The organism is Trichococcus pasteurii (genome assembly GCF_900112935.1).
Classification (GTDB): Bacteria; Bacillota; Bacilli; order Lactobacillales; family Aerococcaceae; genus Trichococcus; species Trichococcus pasteurii.
On the sequence record NZ_FONM01000010.1, the window covers coordinates 87,783 to 102,953 of the forward strand.

Annotated in this window: 17 protein-coding genes; all 17 read right to left on the reverse strand. The window is 44.7% G+C overall.

Going from position 1 to position 15,171, the window contains the following annotated elements; translation table 11 throughout:
* Positions 1-14: 14 nt before the first annotated feature.
* Positions 15-1,475 carry a flagellar hook-length control protein FliK gene (locus BM184_RS09660; protein WP_086943591.1) on the reverse strand — a complete coding sequence of 487 codons (1,461 nt, stop codon included), beginning with the start codon at positions 1,473-1,475 and terminating at the stop codon, positions 15-17.
* Positions 1,476-1,516: 41 nt separating this feature from the next.
* A complete protein-coding gene (gene fliJ / locus BM184_RS09665) occupies positions 1,517-1,951 on the reverse strand; it encodes a flagellar export protein FliJ (RefSeq protein ID WP_143091133.1) in 435 nt (144 codons plus the stop codon).
* Positions 1,952-1,973: 22 nt separating this feature from the next.
* A complete protein-coding gene (fliI, locus tag BM184_RS09670; protein ID WP_086943589.1) occupies positions 1,974-3,284 on the reverse strand; it encodes a flagellar protein export ATPase FliI in 1,311 nt (436 codons plus the stop codon).
* Entirely contained in the window at positions 3,277-4,077 is an 801-nt protein-coding gene (locus BM184_RS09675; RefSeq protein WP_086943588.1) for a FliH/SctL family protein, read from the reverse strand. The genes fliI and BM184_RS09675 overlap by 8 nt, the downstream gene beginning before the upstream one ends.
* Positions 4,061-5,065 carry a flagellar motor switch protein FliG gene (gene fliG, locus BM184_RS09680; RefSeq protein ID WP_086943587.1) on the reverse strand — a complete coding sequence of 335 codons (1,005 nt, stop codon included), beginning with the start codon at positions 5,063-5,065 and terminating at the stop codon, positions 4,061-4,063. Before fliG ends, BM184_RS09675 begins: the two co-directional genes overlap by 17 nt.
* Before the next feature lie 11 nt (positions 5,066-5,076).
* Positions 5,077-6,648, reverse strand: a complete 1,572-nt coding sequence (fliF, locus tag BM184_RS09685; RefSeq protein WP_086943586.1) for a flagellar basal-body MS-ring/collar protein FliF — start codon at positions 6,646-6,648, stop codon at positions 5,077-5,079.
* A 24-nt stretch (positions 6,649-6,672) separates the two neighbouring features.
* Complete coding sequence (gene fliE / locus BM184_RS09690) at positions 6,673-7,005, reverse strand: flagellar hook-basal body complex protein FliE (protein ID WP_086943585.1); 333 nt, start codon at positions 7,003-7,005, stop codon at positions 6,673-6,675.
* Between the two features lie 27 nt (positions 7,006-7,032).
* Complete coding sequence (gene flgC, locus BM184_RS09695; RefSeq protein WP_086628565.1) at positions 7,033-7,467, reverse strand: flagellar basal body rod protein FlgC; 435 nt, start codon at positions 7,465-7,467, stop codon at positions 7,033-7,035.
* A gap of 26 nt (positions 7,468-7,493) precedes the next feature.
* Positions 7,494-7,874 carry a flagellar basal body rod protein FlgB gene (gene flgB / locus BM184_RS09700; RefSeq protein WP_086943584.1) on the reverse strand — a complete coding sequence of 127 codons (381 nt, stop codon included), beginning with the start codon at positions 7,872-7,874 and terminating at the stop codon, positions 7,494-7,496.
* Between the two features lie 614 nt (positions 7,875-8,488).
* On the reverse strand, positions 8,489-8,851 hold the full coding sequence (gene fliS, locus BM184_RS09705) for a flagellar export chaperone FliS (protein ID WP_086943583.1): 363 nt from the start codon (positions 8,849-8,851) through the stop codon (positions 8,489-8,491).
* Positions 8,852-8,864: 13 nt separating this feature from the next.
* Positions 8,865-9,218 carry a hypothetical protein gene (locus BM184_RS09710; RefSeq protein WP_086943582.1) on the reverse strand — a complete coding sequence of 118 codons (354 nt, stop codon included), beginning with the start codon at positions 9,216-9,218 and terminating at the stop codon, positions 8,865-8,867.
* A gap of 31 nt (positions 9,219-9,249) precedes the next feature.
* Positions 9,250-10,725, reverse strand: coding sequence for a flagellar filament capping protein FliD (gene fliD / locus BM184_RS09715; RefSeq protein WP_086943581.1), 1,476 nt, complete (start codon positions 10,723-10,725; stop codon positions 9,250-9,252).
* A 149-nt stretch (positions 10,726-10,874) separates the two neighbouring features.
* Positions 10,875-11,696, reverse strand: coding sequence for a flagellin N-terminal helical domain-containing protein (locus BM184_RS09720; protein ID WP_086943580.1), 822 nt, complete (start codon positions 11,694-11,696; stop codon positions 10,875-10,877).
* A 127-nt stretch (positions 11,697-11,823) separates the two neighbouring features.
* Entirely contained in the window at positions 11,824-12,783 is a 960-nt protein-coding gene (flgL, locus tag BM184_RS09725) for a flagellar hook-associated protein FlgL (protein WP_086943579.1), read from the reverse strand.
* Positions 12,784-12,786: 3 nt separating this feature from the next.
* Complete coding sequence (gene flgK / locus BM184_RS09730; protein ID WP_086943578.1) at positions 12,787-14,310, reverse strand: flagellar hook-associated protein FlgK; 1,524 nt, start codon at positions 14,308-14,310, stop codon at positions 12,787-12,789.
* Between the two features lie 12 nt (positions 14,311-14,322).
* Positions 14,323-14,691 (reverse strand): hypothetical protein, encoded by a 369-nt coding sequence (locus BM184_RS09735; protein ID WP_086943577.1) that lies wholly within the window; start codon positions 14,689-14,691, stop codon positions 14,323-14,325.
* The gene (gene flgM, locus BM184_RS09740) at positions 14,691-14,984 is read right to left on the reverse strand and encodes a flagellar biosynthesis anti-sigma factor FlgM (RefSeq protein ID WP_086943576.1); all 294 of its coding nucleotides are present in this window, start codon (positions 14,982-14,984) and stop codon (positions 14,691-14,693) included. Before flgM ends, BM184_RS09735 begins: the two co-directional genes overlap by 1 nt.
* Positions 14,985-15,171: the final 187 nt, after the last annotated feature.

Sequence of the window (15,171 nt, forward strand, 5' to 3'; positions counted from 1 at the left end):
TGTTCACCTCCTCTTTATGCCAATAAACTCAGACCTCTTGAAGACTGCTTCGTCGTTGGTTTTTGTTTTGTTTCTGTCTTTTCTTTCGCTGTTCTTTTTCTGGATTCTTGCCGTTCCATTTTCCGCTGGCCGGGATCAGCTCCTTCTGAAAAGGAAAAAGCTAAACTTGCGTCTGCAACAACAGTGAGTGACAGCGGACTATCAGGAATACTGTGTTTGAAGGGCTCCATCAATAGTGGCAATTGATCCTCCAACAGCCCTTTCGTTTCTGTATCCTGGACATGCAGGACGGCCGTGATGCTGTCTTTCGTTTTAATCAGCTGCACATGGATATCTCCGATATTATCGGGAGTAAGCAGTATTTTAACGACTGTATTGCCCGATACAGTCGTTTTTTCTATCTGCATTTCGATTGTCTTTTGGATGTCTTCGATATGAGATGCAGTGACTTTTGAAGGTTTGTGTCCAAACACATTCTCTGTGGCTAGTTCACGGGTAATTGGTCCTTGATTTAAAGGTGCTTTATTTTCATTTAAATTCGGTGTTTTTCCCGCTGCTTCCGGTTGGTCTATATTTTCTTCTTCATCAGCAATCGGTTGTCGAATGGTTGTTTCCTTGATTTGCAGTTCAGTGGACTGTTCACCGAGTTGCAAATCCGGATACGGATCAGCATCTACTTTTGCTGACTTGTCCGGAAAGTTCGTCAAGGAGTCATCAGTCGGGCTGCTTTCCTGTAAGGGAAACGTACGCTCAGGCTGTCTCATTTTATACGCCCAAGGCATTGTGGCTGTATCTTTCAACAGATCATCCGCAGGTACTTGATCATCAGAAATCAAGCTATTCCCTGATTTCTTTTCTAGGGGGATTTCAGGATCTGCCAAAGAATAATCAGCTTGTTGGCTCCGAGTATCAACCTTGGCCGGATAGCGCTCTTTTTCTCCGTGTTCCCTGATCCCAATGCTTTCTGGAATGGATGTCTGCTCATCCGCTTGCGATCCGCTTGCGCCGGAAGTGGATGTGATAGCGGCGTCCGAAAGAGGTAGGCTTCCCAGGTGTGGTTTAGCTTCAATCTCCTCAGATCGTGTAGGCGTCTCTACTGCAGGCGCAGAGTAGCCAAGTTTATCCGTTATCACTTGCTGTTTCTCTGCCACGCTGACGAGCCACGTTCCCGTCTGATCTGCTTTTTCTTCTGTCGGAACATTCCTGACCGATACCGTATCTTTCCCATCCTGAAGGATTCTGTAGGGGAAGAGATTCAAATAGCCCTGTTCTGTTGCTTCCTGATCAGCGCTCTCTTCCGAATCCTTCATTTCCGGGGAAACAGTTGGCTCGTCTTGCGTGGAAGTCGCTGGTTCTTTGCCTTTTATCATGCCTGATAAAACACTGTCAAAAATTAAACCGTCTGCTTTTGTGGCAGATGACTGAGCCGGATTGAGAACTTGCGCCGAAATTCCGGATGATGCACCAGGAATCATCGTTTCACCTCCTTTCGATACCCACCCTATACTATATCGACTTAAAAGTAGCTTTTTTTATACTGTAGGGTAGCGATTTCGTCAAGTTCCTTTTGTTCTTCACTTTTTACTTGCGCAAGCACCTGCACACTTTCGCGTTCTTTTAATTTTTCCATTATTTTGCGGTCTTTGTGCGCTTGTAGCAACGCTTCTTGAAGCTGATCCATGTCACTTTGCGCTTGATCGATCGCATTTTTTTGGATGACTATTTTTTCGTCGATCAGTCCTTTGAGGTGATGGTTATACCTCAAAGTGTGTATCTCCGTCAACTTCATTTGTTCGTGCTTCAATTTTGTGTTTTCATTAACCAGATGCCTGAGTTGTTGCTGCTGCTGTTGCATCTGATTTTGGGCATGGAGAACGGATTTCCTTGCGTTCTCTTCTTCAGTGATTCGCCACTCCAGAATTTTTTCCATTGAGAACTGATGTCTTTTCACCTATATCACCTTGATTTTCTGATCATTTGAATAAATTTTGCAAAGTAGTCACAATCTCACTATGAGAATGCGGTTCATCCACGCGCTGTCTCAAGAAGTTTTTGATGACGGGTGCAAGCGAAATAGCCCGATCAATTTCAGGGCTGCTCCCTTTCCGATAGGCACCTACATCGATCAAGTCCTTCGCTTCTGCATAGATGGCCATATTCTCTTTCAGCATTCCGGCTGCACGGCTGTGGGATTCCGGAACGATATCTTTCATCAAACGACTCACACTGTTTTGGACATCGATTGCCGGATATTGATTCTCTGCGGCAATTTTTCTCGAAAGGATGATGTGTCCGTCCAAAATTCCTCGAACCGCATCTGCGATTGGCTCGTTCATGTCATCCCCTTCAACCAATACTGTGTAAAAGGCAGTAATGGAACCATGCTCGGACATGCCGCTTCTCTCCAATAATTTCGGAAGCACGGTGAACACTGACGGCGTATAGCCTTTCGATGTCGGCGGTTCTCCTGTAGCCAATCCGATTTCTCTTTGTGCCATGGCGACACGCGTCACGGAGTCCATCATCAAAATCACTTTTTTCCCTTGATCCCTGTAGTACTCTGCTATCGCGGTGGCAACATACGCACCCTTTAGCCGGACCAACGGCGGAGAGTCTGAAGTAGCGCAGACGACCACCGATTTACGGTAGCCTTCTTCACCCAAATCCTTTTCAATGAATTCCAACACTTCACGTCCACGCTCTCCGATGAGGCCGATCACAATGACGTCCGCTTCGCAGTATCGTGCGATCATCCCTAACAGGGTACTTTTCCCGACCCCACTACCTGCAAAGATACCCACACGCTGTCCTTCACCAATTGTAAGCAGCCCATCGATCGCTTTGATTCCGGTAGGTATGACCCGCTCTATTCGGTTGCGCGTGAATGGATCTGGTGCGCTTCTGTTCACTTTGAATGGAACACCACTCAATTGCTTCGTTTGATCCATCGGTCTTCCCAAACCATCCAGTGTGGTTCCCAACAGCTCATCACTGACTTCAATCTGAAGTGTCTTTCCGGTTGGACGCACCAAGCAGCCCGGTCCTATTCCATCGATTTCATCAAGTGGCATCAGTAATACGGTTGCATCCACAAAGCCGACCACTTCGCTCAAGACAGTGGTCCCGGTCGACTTGATCTGAATCTCGCAAACTTCACCAATAAAAGCTTCCAGACCCTCTACTCTGATGATCAGTCCCGTGACTTGACTGACCTTGCCCATTTTTAGATAGAATTTTTTTTTTTTGATTTGTTTATGATACGTTTCAAAAGGAATTTCAAACATGGCTAGCATCTCCCAGAATATTCAAATCTGTGACAATTGCAGCCAGTTGTTTCTTTATCTGCAGATCGATGATGGAACGGCTGCTCTCAATGATGCAGCCATTCTTTTCCAATGTGTCATCGCTCAAAACGACATACCGCGCAGTAAATTCATCCGTTCCGTGCTCGGCGACGTTTGATTTGGTCGCTTCAGCATCTTCCGGACGCACCGTAATCGTAATGAATGGCTCGTTTTTTTCCATTCTTTTTAGGATCGGATCGAGCAGAAGCATGATTTTTTCATCGGCAAGATCAATCGAATGGTGCACGATTTGTTCGGCCATCTGCGCAGCCAGTTCTATAATCGCCTCTTTATTTTTTTGATAATAGGCCGATACAAGTATATCGGTCTCTTTCAATTGATTCAGCAGGCTTGCCCGGATTTTGGACACTGTCGCTAATCCCTCTTGCCGACCTTTTTCATAGCCGGCTAGAAAGCCTTCTTGCCTGCCCAATTCTTTCCCTTGCAGCAGCCCTTCTTCTTTTGCCTTCTGCTTGATGCGGTCTGCTTCTTCAACCGCTTGAGCAATGACGCTTTGTCCCTCTTCCTGGGCCTCCAGCAACAATAGTTCAATCTGATCCGCTTGAGCAGCGAAAGGGTTGGTGGTATCGGCTTTTCGGTTTTCATTCATCCCTTTTTTGGTGGCTGAGAGCAATGACACTTTGTGGCTCACAGATAATTTTGTGTCGATATCTGAAGTTGTTTCATCCGACCTCCATTGATGCGACTTAATGATATTATGAGATGATGGCATCTTGTTCACCTCTTCTTAAGTAAATTTCTCCAACATCATCCAGCCTTCTGATGACTGAAACAACCTTCTGTTGCGCTTCTTCTACAGCAGATAAGCGGGCCGGTCCCATAAACTGCAGCTCTTCCTGTAAGGTTTCGACGGCACGGCTGGACAGGTTTTGGAAAATGAATTTCTTGATTTCTTCCGATACGCCTTTGAGCGCCAAGGCCAATTGGTCATTATCCACTTCACGGAGAACTTTTTGGACATCCTCACGCTCCAGGCTGACGATGTCTTCAAACGTAAACAAGTTGGCCTTGATTTCATCTGCCAATTCAGGTTGCTTCTCCTCTAACATATTGATAATATTTTTTTCGGTACTTCGACCAACCGAGTTGAGTATTTCGACCAAGGTATGAACACCACCAACTGATTCCGTTTCATTATTGATGAAATTCCAAAATTTGGCCTCAATCACTTTTTCGATTTTTTCGATTACTGCAGGTGTAGTGCGTGTAATCCTGCCGATTCTTTCCGCAATCTCAGATTGTTTTTCTAAAGAGAATTGAGATAGAATCATCCCCGCTTTGTCAGGCTGCATATAACAGAGAATCAAAGCTACTGTTTGCGGTTGCTCTTGTAAAAGCAAATTCGTCAACTGCTGTGGATCGGCTTTTCTCGCTATGTCAAACGGTCGTTCCCGTAATTGGATTTGGTTCAGCATGTCAATGACTTCTTTTGCTCGTTGCGCTCCCAAGGCCGTATTCAACAAATTTCGAGCGTAGTCCACACCGCCATCTATGACATGCTCTCTCGCTTGTGCCATTTCCAAGAATTCGGTGACAATTTCATCCACTTCGTCCGGATTGACATAATCGATATTCGCTATTTCGTAGCTTACTTTTTGAATGTAGCTTTCAGGCAGTTGCCTCATTATTTCTGAAGAGATTTCTGTTCCTAACGAGATAAGCAAAATTGCCGCCTTCTTGACACCAGCTATATCACTCACTTTTATAACACCTACTTATCTTTCATCCATATTTTTATCATTTCTGCAGACATTTCCGGATTTGCTTTCACGTAATCCTTTACTTTTGCATCCCGCATGAACCTAGGATTTTGAGTGAAATCAAACAAATCATCCTCCAGATTGTTCACAGAAGGTGGTTGAGGAACCTTTTTTTCTTCAACAATGCGTGTTGCATTAGCCATTTCCTCATCAAACGCGCGGTATTTCTTTTCCTTACTGTTGCGGAAAATGAAAGCGATCAGAGACAGGATAAACAGCCCAGCTATACCCGCCGCAATATACAAACCATACTCTTTTAGGTAATAGGCAAGTCCTAACTCAGTGTCGACTATTGTGTCCGCAGCCTCATCAGTAGCAAGGAACGGAATCCCTTCCACTTGAACCTCATCTGTCCGCGTATTATTTACTGTATATCCGATCGTTGTTTTGGTGATGCTGTCCAATTGGGCTTTTTGCTCGTCACTCAGTGTTCCGTTATAAACAACTGTTGCGGTTAATCTCGTGATTGTCCCTGGAGCGCTTACACGGACAGTAGTAGTCGAATCCAACTCATTATTGATCGTCTGTTCGTAGGATGACTGCCCTCCGTCTTCTCCCGAGATGACAGAGTTTATCGTGTTATCATTCGCAGTCTCCCCTGCCGCTTCATTCACATCAACGGTTCCACCGGTAGCTGCAACATTCTGACTTCGAACCGCCGCATCTCCATAATTCACGATTTCTTGTTCCAGAGAATCAAAATCCATCTCGGCAGTCAAAGCGATGGATAGATTGTCCATCCCATAGATTGGCGCGAGTGCTGCCATCAATTTCTGTTGCAATTGCTGTTCGTAATTTGTGACGATTGCGTTGTACCGGGTAACCAACTCAGGAGAGTAGTCATCCGAACCTGCCATTGCTGCGTTTCCCAGGATGTTCCCACTTTTGTCGACGATTTTGATGTTATTGGTCGGTAAATTTTCTACCGCACCAGATACCAACGAGACTACCCCTTGAATCGTGGCAGAAGATAGCTGTTGATTACCCTTAGTCGCGATCACAACGGATGCACTGGCTTCCGGTTGTTCCGTCCCAAAGACACTCACCTCTGGAATGGATAAGATGACTTTGGCTGACTCAACGGATTGGAGAGAGGTGATGGCACGTTCCAATTCCCCTGTCACCGCCCGTTGGTACATGATGTTGCGGTCCTCGTCCGTCGCCATCATGCTCGTCTCATCAAAAATTTCGAAACCTGTCGAGGTCTCCGGCATCATCCCATCGACAGCCAGTTGAATCCGATATTTATCAAGTTGCGTGTCATCGATCAGAATCGTTCTCCCGTTATCCTCAAGCTTATAAGAGATCGCTTTTGCTTCCAGATCATTTACGATTATGCCTGCATCTGCCTCTTCCAAGCCGGAAAATAAAGTTGTGTATTCCACGCGTTGGGAATAATAAGAGAGTCCTGAAACAAGAAGAAAGATTGAAAGGAGCGCTGTGATCAGCCCTGCTTTCTTTGGAGTGCTGAGACCAAGCCATCCTTCTCGAATTGCCCCCATTGTGCTCTTCAATTGATTCATGTTGCTTATTCCCCTTGCTTATCATTAAAATTGCATATTTTTGATTTCATTGAAAGCTTCCAAACTTTTATTTCTGACCTGTACTGCCAAATCAAGAGCCAACTGCGCTTCAGTAGCCTTTATCATGACATCATGCAGGTTTTCACTGTCCCCCATGATCAGACTTTGCGTTGCAGCATCGGAGGCATTCTGTGTTTCATTCAGCAGCGTCATCGATTTTCCGAGAAGATTATCAAACGATGCTGTATCGTTATCAGTCTGAATGCCAACATTTGCACTCAATGAGCTGATTTCAGATGCAAGGTTGCTGCTGGTGGGACTGCTGCCTAAATTATATATTGGTAAACTGATAGCCATGTGACACTCCATTCACTCATTTATTGATCAATCGGCTGAAATTTGCAGCGCTCGCTTCAGCATATCTTTACTTGCTTCCAACGCAGTAGCATTCGCTTCGTAGGTACGCATCGTCAGCATCATGTCCACCATCTCGTCTGCCATATTCACATTCGGTTTGGTGACATATCCGTTCTCATCTGCGTCTATATGTGTTGGGTCATACTCCCTGATGACTGCCGTTTCATCCGAATCGATTGCAGTTGGGCGTACACCGAAGCTCTTTTCTGTCGAACCGTTCAGTCCCGGAGTCGTTGTCCTTTTCATGCTCTCCTCGAAAGAAACCGTCTTCTTCAAATACGGTCCACCTTCCTCTGTTCGCGTCGTATTGACATTCGCTATGTTTGTGGATATGACATCCAACTTCAACCGTTCCAAACTAAGGCCGCTTGAATTGATGTGCAGAGAATCAAAAATGGACATTCTTAATTTTAACCCCTTTCATTTTTTTAACTGGATATTGCAGTATTGAGAAGGCCTAATTTCGCATTCAATTGCGTCACAAGCGCATTATAGTATAGACTATTTTGAGCCTGATTCGTCATCTCCATGTCAATATCCACATTGTTCCCATTTTCTTTAACTGCAGTATCTGTTCTTTTTGTCACAAGCGGATCGATTTGAGACAAATCATCATAACCGATATGCAAATCGTTCGTTTGTTCCATTTTCAAACTATTGCTTGATTGACTTAAAAGCGATTCAAATTGAACTTGTCCTACTTTATAGTTGTCTGTATTAACATTCGAGATGTTACTCGAAATAATCTCTTGCCGCATAGAGGATGCGTTTAATGCATTTCTCAGCAAGTTATAATTTATGTCATTCATTCATTATCCCCGCTCTATGTACCGTTTTGTTCACATTTTCGTCATACAAATTTCATCAAGCTTATACATTATACCCCACTTTTACTTTACAAGTATTTAAAAATTGTAATTTCCTTCAAGCCTGTTCTTAAGTATTCATAAACCTTTAGGATAGCCTACGACTTAATACTATTTTCGATGTACTGTACGAAAGTATAAAAAAATAATTCCTAAAACTTTTCGAAAAATCAGTGGGCATACAAAAAGAACCTCAATCTGACATGATTAAGTCACCACAACACAACCATATCAGATTGAGGTTCTCTTTATGGATACACTACATGAAAAAAAGGTGAAATTCAATACTAAAATGACGATTTCAAATACAGATTGTTTGTTAGTTAAATTATAAAGAAGAAAAATACAATCCAATCCAATTAGTCGTATAGTACTATGAAGACCAAGAAGGTGGAACCAGCCTATCCTTCTGTAGCTTGCCAATCTCGGGTAAGGATGATAATTTTCCATTTTTAAAACCTGCAATGGCCTTTCACAATCAAGTTATCCCCCCCTCTGCCGGGCAGACCAAAAAAATAGAGCATGCACGAGGCATCCTCTATTACAATTATTTTTAATTAAACTTCAACCCACGATGCTCTCAAATCCTGCATAATAAGGCAACATTTTTTCACTTGATCCGCATCTTTGTCGATGTTCGCTTTTATCAACGCCGTATTCAGATGTCCATAAATCGTATCAAGCTCCTCAGCGATCGCTGCCCCGTCTTCAAAATTCAAGGTTCCCTTGAGTTCCATAACGATGTTCTGGGCCTTGATCAGATTAACGTGCGCATTCTCCATTTTGTTGTCCAGAATCGCCCGTTCCGCCAGATTAATGAATTTGATGCAACCATCATAAAGCAGGATGATCAATTTCTTTGGCGTTGCAGTCATGACTTGGTTCTGTAGATATACATTCTGTTTATTTCGATTATACATTTTTCTCTCCCATTCACATACCTCTATCAACAAAAACCGGCGTTTTTTTCATGTTTATGTAGCTTTCGATGATGCGGCTTTTTTGATTCACTTTTTTTGCTTGTTGAAGCAATTCTTCTTTATTGTTCCTTAAAGTATACATCACTAATTTCTGTTTTTGAATAACTTGAATGAGTAATTCATTTTCTGATTTTGAAAAAGGGCTCATACCTTCAACACTATCAAATTTTTGCAGAGAAGCGATATGTTCTTTATTTTTTTCGATCACTTTGATTCCGTGTGTCGCTGTGCCGTCCCATGAATCAAATAATTGCTTCATTTCCAGTAAAACATCCAATCTTTCCTTAGCGAAATCTGCGTTCTGCATCTTTCACGACACCTTCTTTCCTCCGTGATCATTAATCATTAGAACTCGTCAACTGGCTCGACAGATAAGACATCTGGGACTCAGCTTGCATCATCGCCGTGTCCAAAGCCGTAAACATTTTTACATAGCGCGCTCGCTGCGCTTCCATCCGTTCATTGAATGATTCCACCTTCTTGGAGATGTCATCCACCGCTTTATCGTAGGTCTTGTTTTTGGCGGTGATCATGCCGTCTTTGGAATCGACAAAACTGTTTACCATAGTCTGTAGCTTTTCCGCCAGGCCGACTTTTTTCTTTTCGGTGGTCCCATCAACCGTAATGCTTCTGCTGAAGAAGCCGGCAACACGGTCAGGTTCTTTTGTGATGACTTCCTTCAATTTAGTTTCATCGATAGCGGCTTTACCGTAACGGTCGACAGAAATGCCTAACGATCCGATAAAATCATATTTTTGTGTTTCAATGGTGTCGGAAGGATTAGTTTTTTGGATTTCCACTCCGCCGGTCAGCATTTGTCTCAGGCTGGATTGCAAGCGCAGCAAAGTGCTGTCACCGCTGAGCGCTCCTGCAACATTGGTCTCGGAAGACGGATTGCCGACCGACAGTTTTTCAGTGATGAAGCTCACTGTCGAGTTGTATTGCTCAATGAAATCCTTTACGACCTTCAAGGTATTATCTGTGTCATCCGCAACCGACAGGGATACAGCGGTTCCTGCTGTCGTTGCTTTCAGATTGAGCGTCATACCTTCAATTGCATCGGTGATCGTATTGGTATTGCGTTCCAACGTGATCATGTTGTTGACGGTAATTTTGGCTGTGTTTCCGGCCGCATGTGTCGCTTGTGCGGCACCAGTTGCTGCAGGATTCAAGGCCAGTTTATCAGCCAAATCGGTTGTGCTTGTCGCCGAAATCGTACGATCGCCCATCTGCGCGTCGGTAAGCGACAAGCGTCCATCGATGATGGTGGCGGAAATACCGCTATCTTTCGTTGTTACGTTGATTTTGGTGATGATGTCCTTCAAGGTATCCGTAGTGGCGACGGTGATATCCGCTTGTTTCAGCGTCGTCGGAGCGCTTGAACCGATTTCACTCGTATCCTGACTCGCAAGCTTGAAGGTGCCTTCAAATCCCAACGCCGAGGTGGAGGTTTGCTCTGCAGTCAAGATTTCTCCAGAAAACAATTGGGAAGTGGTCGCCAATCTTTCTATCATGATCGTATAATCGCCGGGAACGGCGTTTGTTCCTGCGGTTACAGCGAGTTTTGTCTCATCGGAACTCGTAGTTTTTTTCGAAAAGAAACTTTTTGGATCCATCAGAGTGTCCGTTTTGGTATTCAGATTGGTCAATCTGGTCTGGATATCGGCCCAGGCTGTTTTTTCTTTGGTCAAGGTTTCTTTTTGGTTGTTGTATTGGGTCAGTTTACCGGATTGCGCGGCAATCAAGGAATCGATTGTTTCGGAAGTGATCCCTGAATAGGATCCCAAAAAATTTATACTGCTAGATACACTCATTTTTTCACTCCGTTCCGTACAGCATTCGCTATTAGGGGTCTGGTTCTAATTATTTTGGCTGGATGGTGCCGCTTTACGACATGATAGTATTTTTAATCCTATAAAGCAATCAAAGGCCCGCCATACGGCCGGCCTTTGATCAGAAGCTATTATTGTAACAAAGAAAGTACAGATTGTGGCATTTGGTTCGCTTGCGCCAACATTGAAGTCGCAGCTTGTGCCAAGATGTTTGATTTTGTGAATGACGTCATTTCTTCAGCCATATCCACATCTGTGATGCGTGAGTTCGCTTCAGACAAGTTTTCTTTTGTTGTCGATAGGTTATTGATTGTGTGATCCAAGCGATTTTGGTTCGCACCCAAGGACGTACGTTGTGTAGAAACTGCTGTGATAGCAAGGTCTAAGTCCTCAATAGCACCAGTAGCATCAGTTGTAACATCCAAAGCATCGACGCCTAATCCTGCAGCAGACATATCCTCAATGCTGACTTCCATAGTATCTGCAGCTGTTGTCTTAGCCCCAATCTGTAGTACTACTCCAGAACCAGAAGTTAAGCTCCCATTTAGCAGTGCTTTTCCGTTGAATTCTGTTGTAGTAGCAATTCTGTTTATTTCAGTACTTAATGATGTCATTTCAGAATCAATTGCAGTAAGATCATCTGCACTGTTTGTTCCATTGGCAGCTTGGACAGACAAGTCACGCATACGGTTCAGGATGCTGTGTGTTTCTGACAGTCCGCCTTCAGCTGTTTGGATCAAAGAAATTCCATCCTGGGCATTGCGTTTTGCTTGCGTCAAGCCGCTGATTTGGTTTTTCATTTTTTCAGAGATTGACAGTCCCGCTGCGTCGTCCCCAGCTTTGTTGATGCGCAAGCCTGAAGACAGTTTTGCTAATGAACCTGCTTTTGAAGAGTTTGCTGCTGTCAAGCTGGAATATGTATTCGCTGCTGCTGTATTTGTTCCGATTCTCATGTGTGTTTCCTCCTAGTGTACGTTCGTTTTGTTAAGGCCTTGCCTATATCTATATAATCGGAGCGGGTCTGAAATAGTTAAGCGTTATTTTGCTGAATTTCAAAAAATAATATAAAAAAAGACTATCCTAAAGATAGTCTAAAATATTGGTTTGGAGAATCTTGGTGCCCATGGACAGCGCCGCCTGAAAGGCTTGCTGCTCCATCGTGAATTCCATGTATTTTTCGGCCAGGTCCACGTCTTGCTTGTTGGAACGGATCGACTTCAGTTGGATATTTTCGGTGGTGTTCCGCTCTTGGGCGGATTTCAAGCGATTGGAGATGGCTCCGATTTCGGTCCGCATATTGACGACGTTCTCGGTCTCCGCGTTTGAACGTGCCAACAGTTTGCCTGATAGGGCTTCTGTATCGTTCGCATCCAAAGCTTTCAGCGCATCCGCAAGGAAGGTGCCAAGATCATCTTTTCCGGCTGGCGTGCCCTGTTCATTCATCAGCTGTCTGCCATCTGTCTTCAGCGAGACATCCACACCTGTCGCGATTGCGCGCGATAAATTGGCATTGGTCGCAATCACGTTGCCGTTTGCGTCGGTTTCATCAACCGTCCCCTGATAAACGATGCCGTTCATCATTCCCGTATCGTCCGTACTGATTTCAAATGGCTTGGTCGTCGTATTCATGCCCGCAAAGACATATTTGCCGCCAAAATTTGTGTTAAGCGAGTCGACCATTGTGCTGATTTCGGTGGCCATTTCCGCTTTCACGGCTTGGCGATCTGAATCCGACATCGTTCCGGTGGAAGCCGACTGGATCAGCGTCGTGATCCGCCTGAGTGAATTGGTGGCATTTTCCAGCGCGGAATCCTGCATGTTGGTCCAATCGGTGGTGTCCGAGATCGTTACGGAAAACTCTTCATTTTGGATCAGGCTGTTGTTCAAATTCATGATCTGCGATGCCCGCAGCGGATCGTCTGATGGTTTGCTGATTTCCTTCATCGAAGATAATTGGTTATTGTATTTTTCCAACTTGCCTTGGCTTCGGTTAATGCTTTGGATCATGTTCGTTGTGGTTATTCTGTCCGTGATGCGCATGTTTTATACCCCTGTCCGATTGATCAAAGTATCCAGCATCTCGGAGGTGACCGCCAACACCTTAGCGTTTGCCTGAAACGCACTTTGGAATTTCATGATGTTCACAACTTCTTCGTTGATGGAGACGCCTGAAATGGAACTCTTTCTTTGCTCTAGAAAAGAGACCACCTCATTTTGGTTCTCCATCATGAAGTCGGCCTGTTGCTTCGAAATCCCCACTCGGGTGATGATGTCATTGTACGCATCCGCAGTAGTCGTGCCATTGGTCTGCGCTGTAATCTTCAACGTGTCCGCATCAAAAGCAAGCGCCTCTTCCGAGGAGTAGTTGAGTGCGGCTGATTGGATGTCGGAAATGGCGCGCGCCCTGGAACCATCACCGGCTATCTGGCCCGTAAGCGATTTGCCTGAAACAATCTTGCTCGGATCCTCCGTGATGGCGGGGTTCACTTTCAAATTGGAAATGACATTATCCGGATCATCGCCCAAATCAAAAAAGGGAATCCCGGTTCCATTGTCGCTATGGATCACGTTGACGGCTTCTGCGACCGTCGAGACCAGTTGGTTCAGTTCAAGGATGCCTCGGTCGATCTCAACCAGTGCTTCCTGCGAGCCGCTGATATGGCCGCTTTTACTGGATAGTTCCGTAAACCGGGTCGCCCCGTCCTCTGCAGTTTGCTTCAGCAACAACGTTCCGGCTGGGAAAGATTCGGATGATTCGACCGTTTTCGAAGTGCTGCCGTTTGTGGAGATGAGCGAGCCGTCTCCGGAAGTTTCTCCGATTGCTACACTTAACACTTGGCGCTTATTCGCTCCAAGAATTTCTTCGCCTTCAATGCTGATGAAGGTCCGTTGATAAGCATCCGTCTTCACTTCCACAGAAGTGATTCCTGATAGTTCTCCCACCAATTGATCCCGTTGATCCAATAAGGTATTCGGTATTTCGCCTTTTGTGGTAACAGAGAATATTTGCTTGTTGATCGACTCTAGTTGTTCGACTTTCGTGTTAAAGTCCAAAACCTTCTTTGAAATCGCCTGAACGGTGCCCTCCTGAAGACTGTCCAATTGAGCGCCCATATGCGAGACTGTATCCGTTAACGTCTGCGCCTGTTGGCTGACCATCGTCTTGGATGTTGTCAGTTCCGGATTGTCGCTCAAATATTTCCATGATTCATAGAACTCAGTCATTTTATTGTTCAAACCCGTTTCGGAAGGTTCGTTGAAAACAGCTTCCAATTGGCCCAGCACATCAGCTTTTTGCGTGTATTTTTCCAAGGAAGCATTTTCCGTAAAAGTTTGTTTCACTAAATAATCATCAACAATCCGTGTGACGGATTCCATGCGTACACCTGTCCCGAGTTGGCCCACACCTTCAAGCGTATAGGGATTGCTCGCAACCAAATTGACTCGTTGTCTGGAATAGCCTTCCGTGTTAGCATTCGAAATGTTGCTACTTGTTGTCTGCATGGCCGCCTGAGCTGCGCTCATGCCGTTCGTTCCTGCGTTTAGTATTCCAAATAGTCCTGCCATGGTACCTCCACCTTACACTGATTGATTGAACAGACCTACATTTTTGGAAGGGGATAGCTGCCCTTTTTTGGAGTATGTCCGGGATTTTTTTTCCATCCCATCCGTTAAAGCATCCAAAATGCTGTCATGAAAACTGATTGCTTGTTTTGTCAACAAAAGATTGCATTCCTGCAATTCCTTTATTTCAAGCACTTCCTGTTCGATTGCGACGCGGTTGCAGCCTTCAAAGGACGCTTCTTCCAAACGCCCCAAGAAATCTTGTTTTTCCGTGACGATGTTATCGAATGCAATGCTATCATTTGCCATCAACGCTTCTTTTTCGCGTTTCAAAGTGTCTTTGAGGGCTGTCAATAAAACTACACCATTTTGTCTGTTCTCCATTATTCCCAACCAGCTTCTTGCTCTTCGATTGTTTTCATCATGTTCGCTGCAATTTTTTCGGCACTTACTTTATACGTACCGTTTTGGATTGCTGATTTTATCTCTTGGGCTTTGGCGCTAGGGGCGCTATCGATTGCCTTTTCAGCTAAGCGCTTCGCTTCTTCTGAAATCTCGACTTTTACCGCCGCCTCATTTGCTCTTGGTTTAAGCGGTTCAGCCTTTATGGTTTCTTTATGTGATGTGTCCGTTTGGATTGCCTTAAGGTAACTGTTATAGCCGTTGCCGATTTTCATGCAACTCACTCCTTTTTACTGGTTAGTATGTATCTATCTTATTGTATCCACATCACTATTGTCGACCACTTTCCTGAAAAGTTAAGTCAAAATCCATGAAAAGCCGAAGATTGACAAAATAATCATCAAAGAAAGCTGCTGACCAAACAGGGGCCCATATGGAGGCGCCTCCTTTGATTCATCTGTC

Excerpts from the sequence above, each read along its gene's own strand:
- BM184_RS09675 (WP_086943588.1), bottom strand. The coding sequence starts at position 4,077 with ATGCCATCATCTCATAATATCATTAAGTCGCATCAATGGAGGTCGGAT.
- fliD (WP_086943581.1), bottom strand. The coding sequence starts at position 10,725 with ATGAGTGTATCTAGCAGTATAAATTTTTTGGGATCCTATTCAGGGATC.
- BM184_RS09710 (WP_086943582.1), bottom strand. The coding sequence starts at position 9,218 with ATGCAGAACGCAGATTTCGCTAAGGAAAGATTGGATGTTTTACTGGAA.
- BM184_RS09660 (WP_086943591.1), bottom strand. The coding sequence starts at position 1,475 with ATGATTCCTGGTGCATCATCCGGAATTTCGGCGCAAGTTCTCAATCCG.
- fliI (WP_086943589.1), bottom strand. The coding sequence starts at position 3,284 with ATGTTTGAAATTCCTTTTGAAACGTATCATAAACAAATCAAAAAAAAA.
- BM184_RS09735 (WP_086943577.1), bottom strand. The coding sequence starts at position 14,691 with ATGGAGAACAGACAAAATGGTGTAGTTTTATTGACAGCCCTCAAAGAC.
- BM184_RS09720 (WP_086943580.1), bottom strand. The coding sequence starts at position 11,696 with ATGAGAATCGGAACAAATACAGCAGCAGCGAATACATATTCCAGCTTG.
- fliE (WP_086943585.1), bottom strand. The coding sequence starts at position 7,005 with ATGGCTATCAGTTTACCAATATATAATTTAGGCAGCAGTCCCACCAGC.
- flgB (WP_086943584.1), bottom strand. The coding sequence starts at position 7,874 with ATGAATGACATAAATTATAACTTGCTGAGAAATGCATTAAACGCATCC.
- flgM (WP_086943576.1), bottom strand. The coding sequence starts at position 14,984 with ATGAAAATCGGCAACGGCTATAACAGTTACCTTAAGGCAATCCAAACG.
- fliF (WP_086943586.1), bottom strand. The coding sequence starts at position 6,648 with ATGAATCAATTGAAGAGCACAATGGGGGCAATTCGAGAAGGATGGCTT.
- flgC (WP_086628565.1), bottom strand. The coding sequence starts at position 7,467 with ATGTCCATTTTTGATTCTCTGCACATCAATTCAAGCGGCCTTAGTTTG.
- flgK (WP_086943578.1), bottom strand. The coding sequence starts at position 14,310 with ATGGCAGGACTATTTGGAATACTAAACGCAGGAACGAACGGCATGAGC.
- flgL (WP_086943579.1), bottom strand. The coding sequence starts at position 12,783 with ATGCGCATCACGGACAGAATAACCACAACGAACATGATCCAAAGCATT.
- fliS (WP_086943583.1), bottom strand. The coding sequence starts at position 8,851 with ATGTATAATCGAAATAAACAGAATGTATATCTACAGAACCAAGTCATG.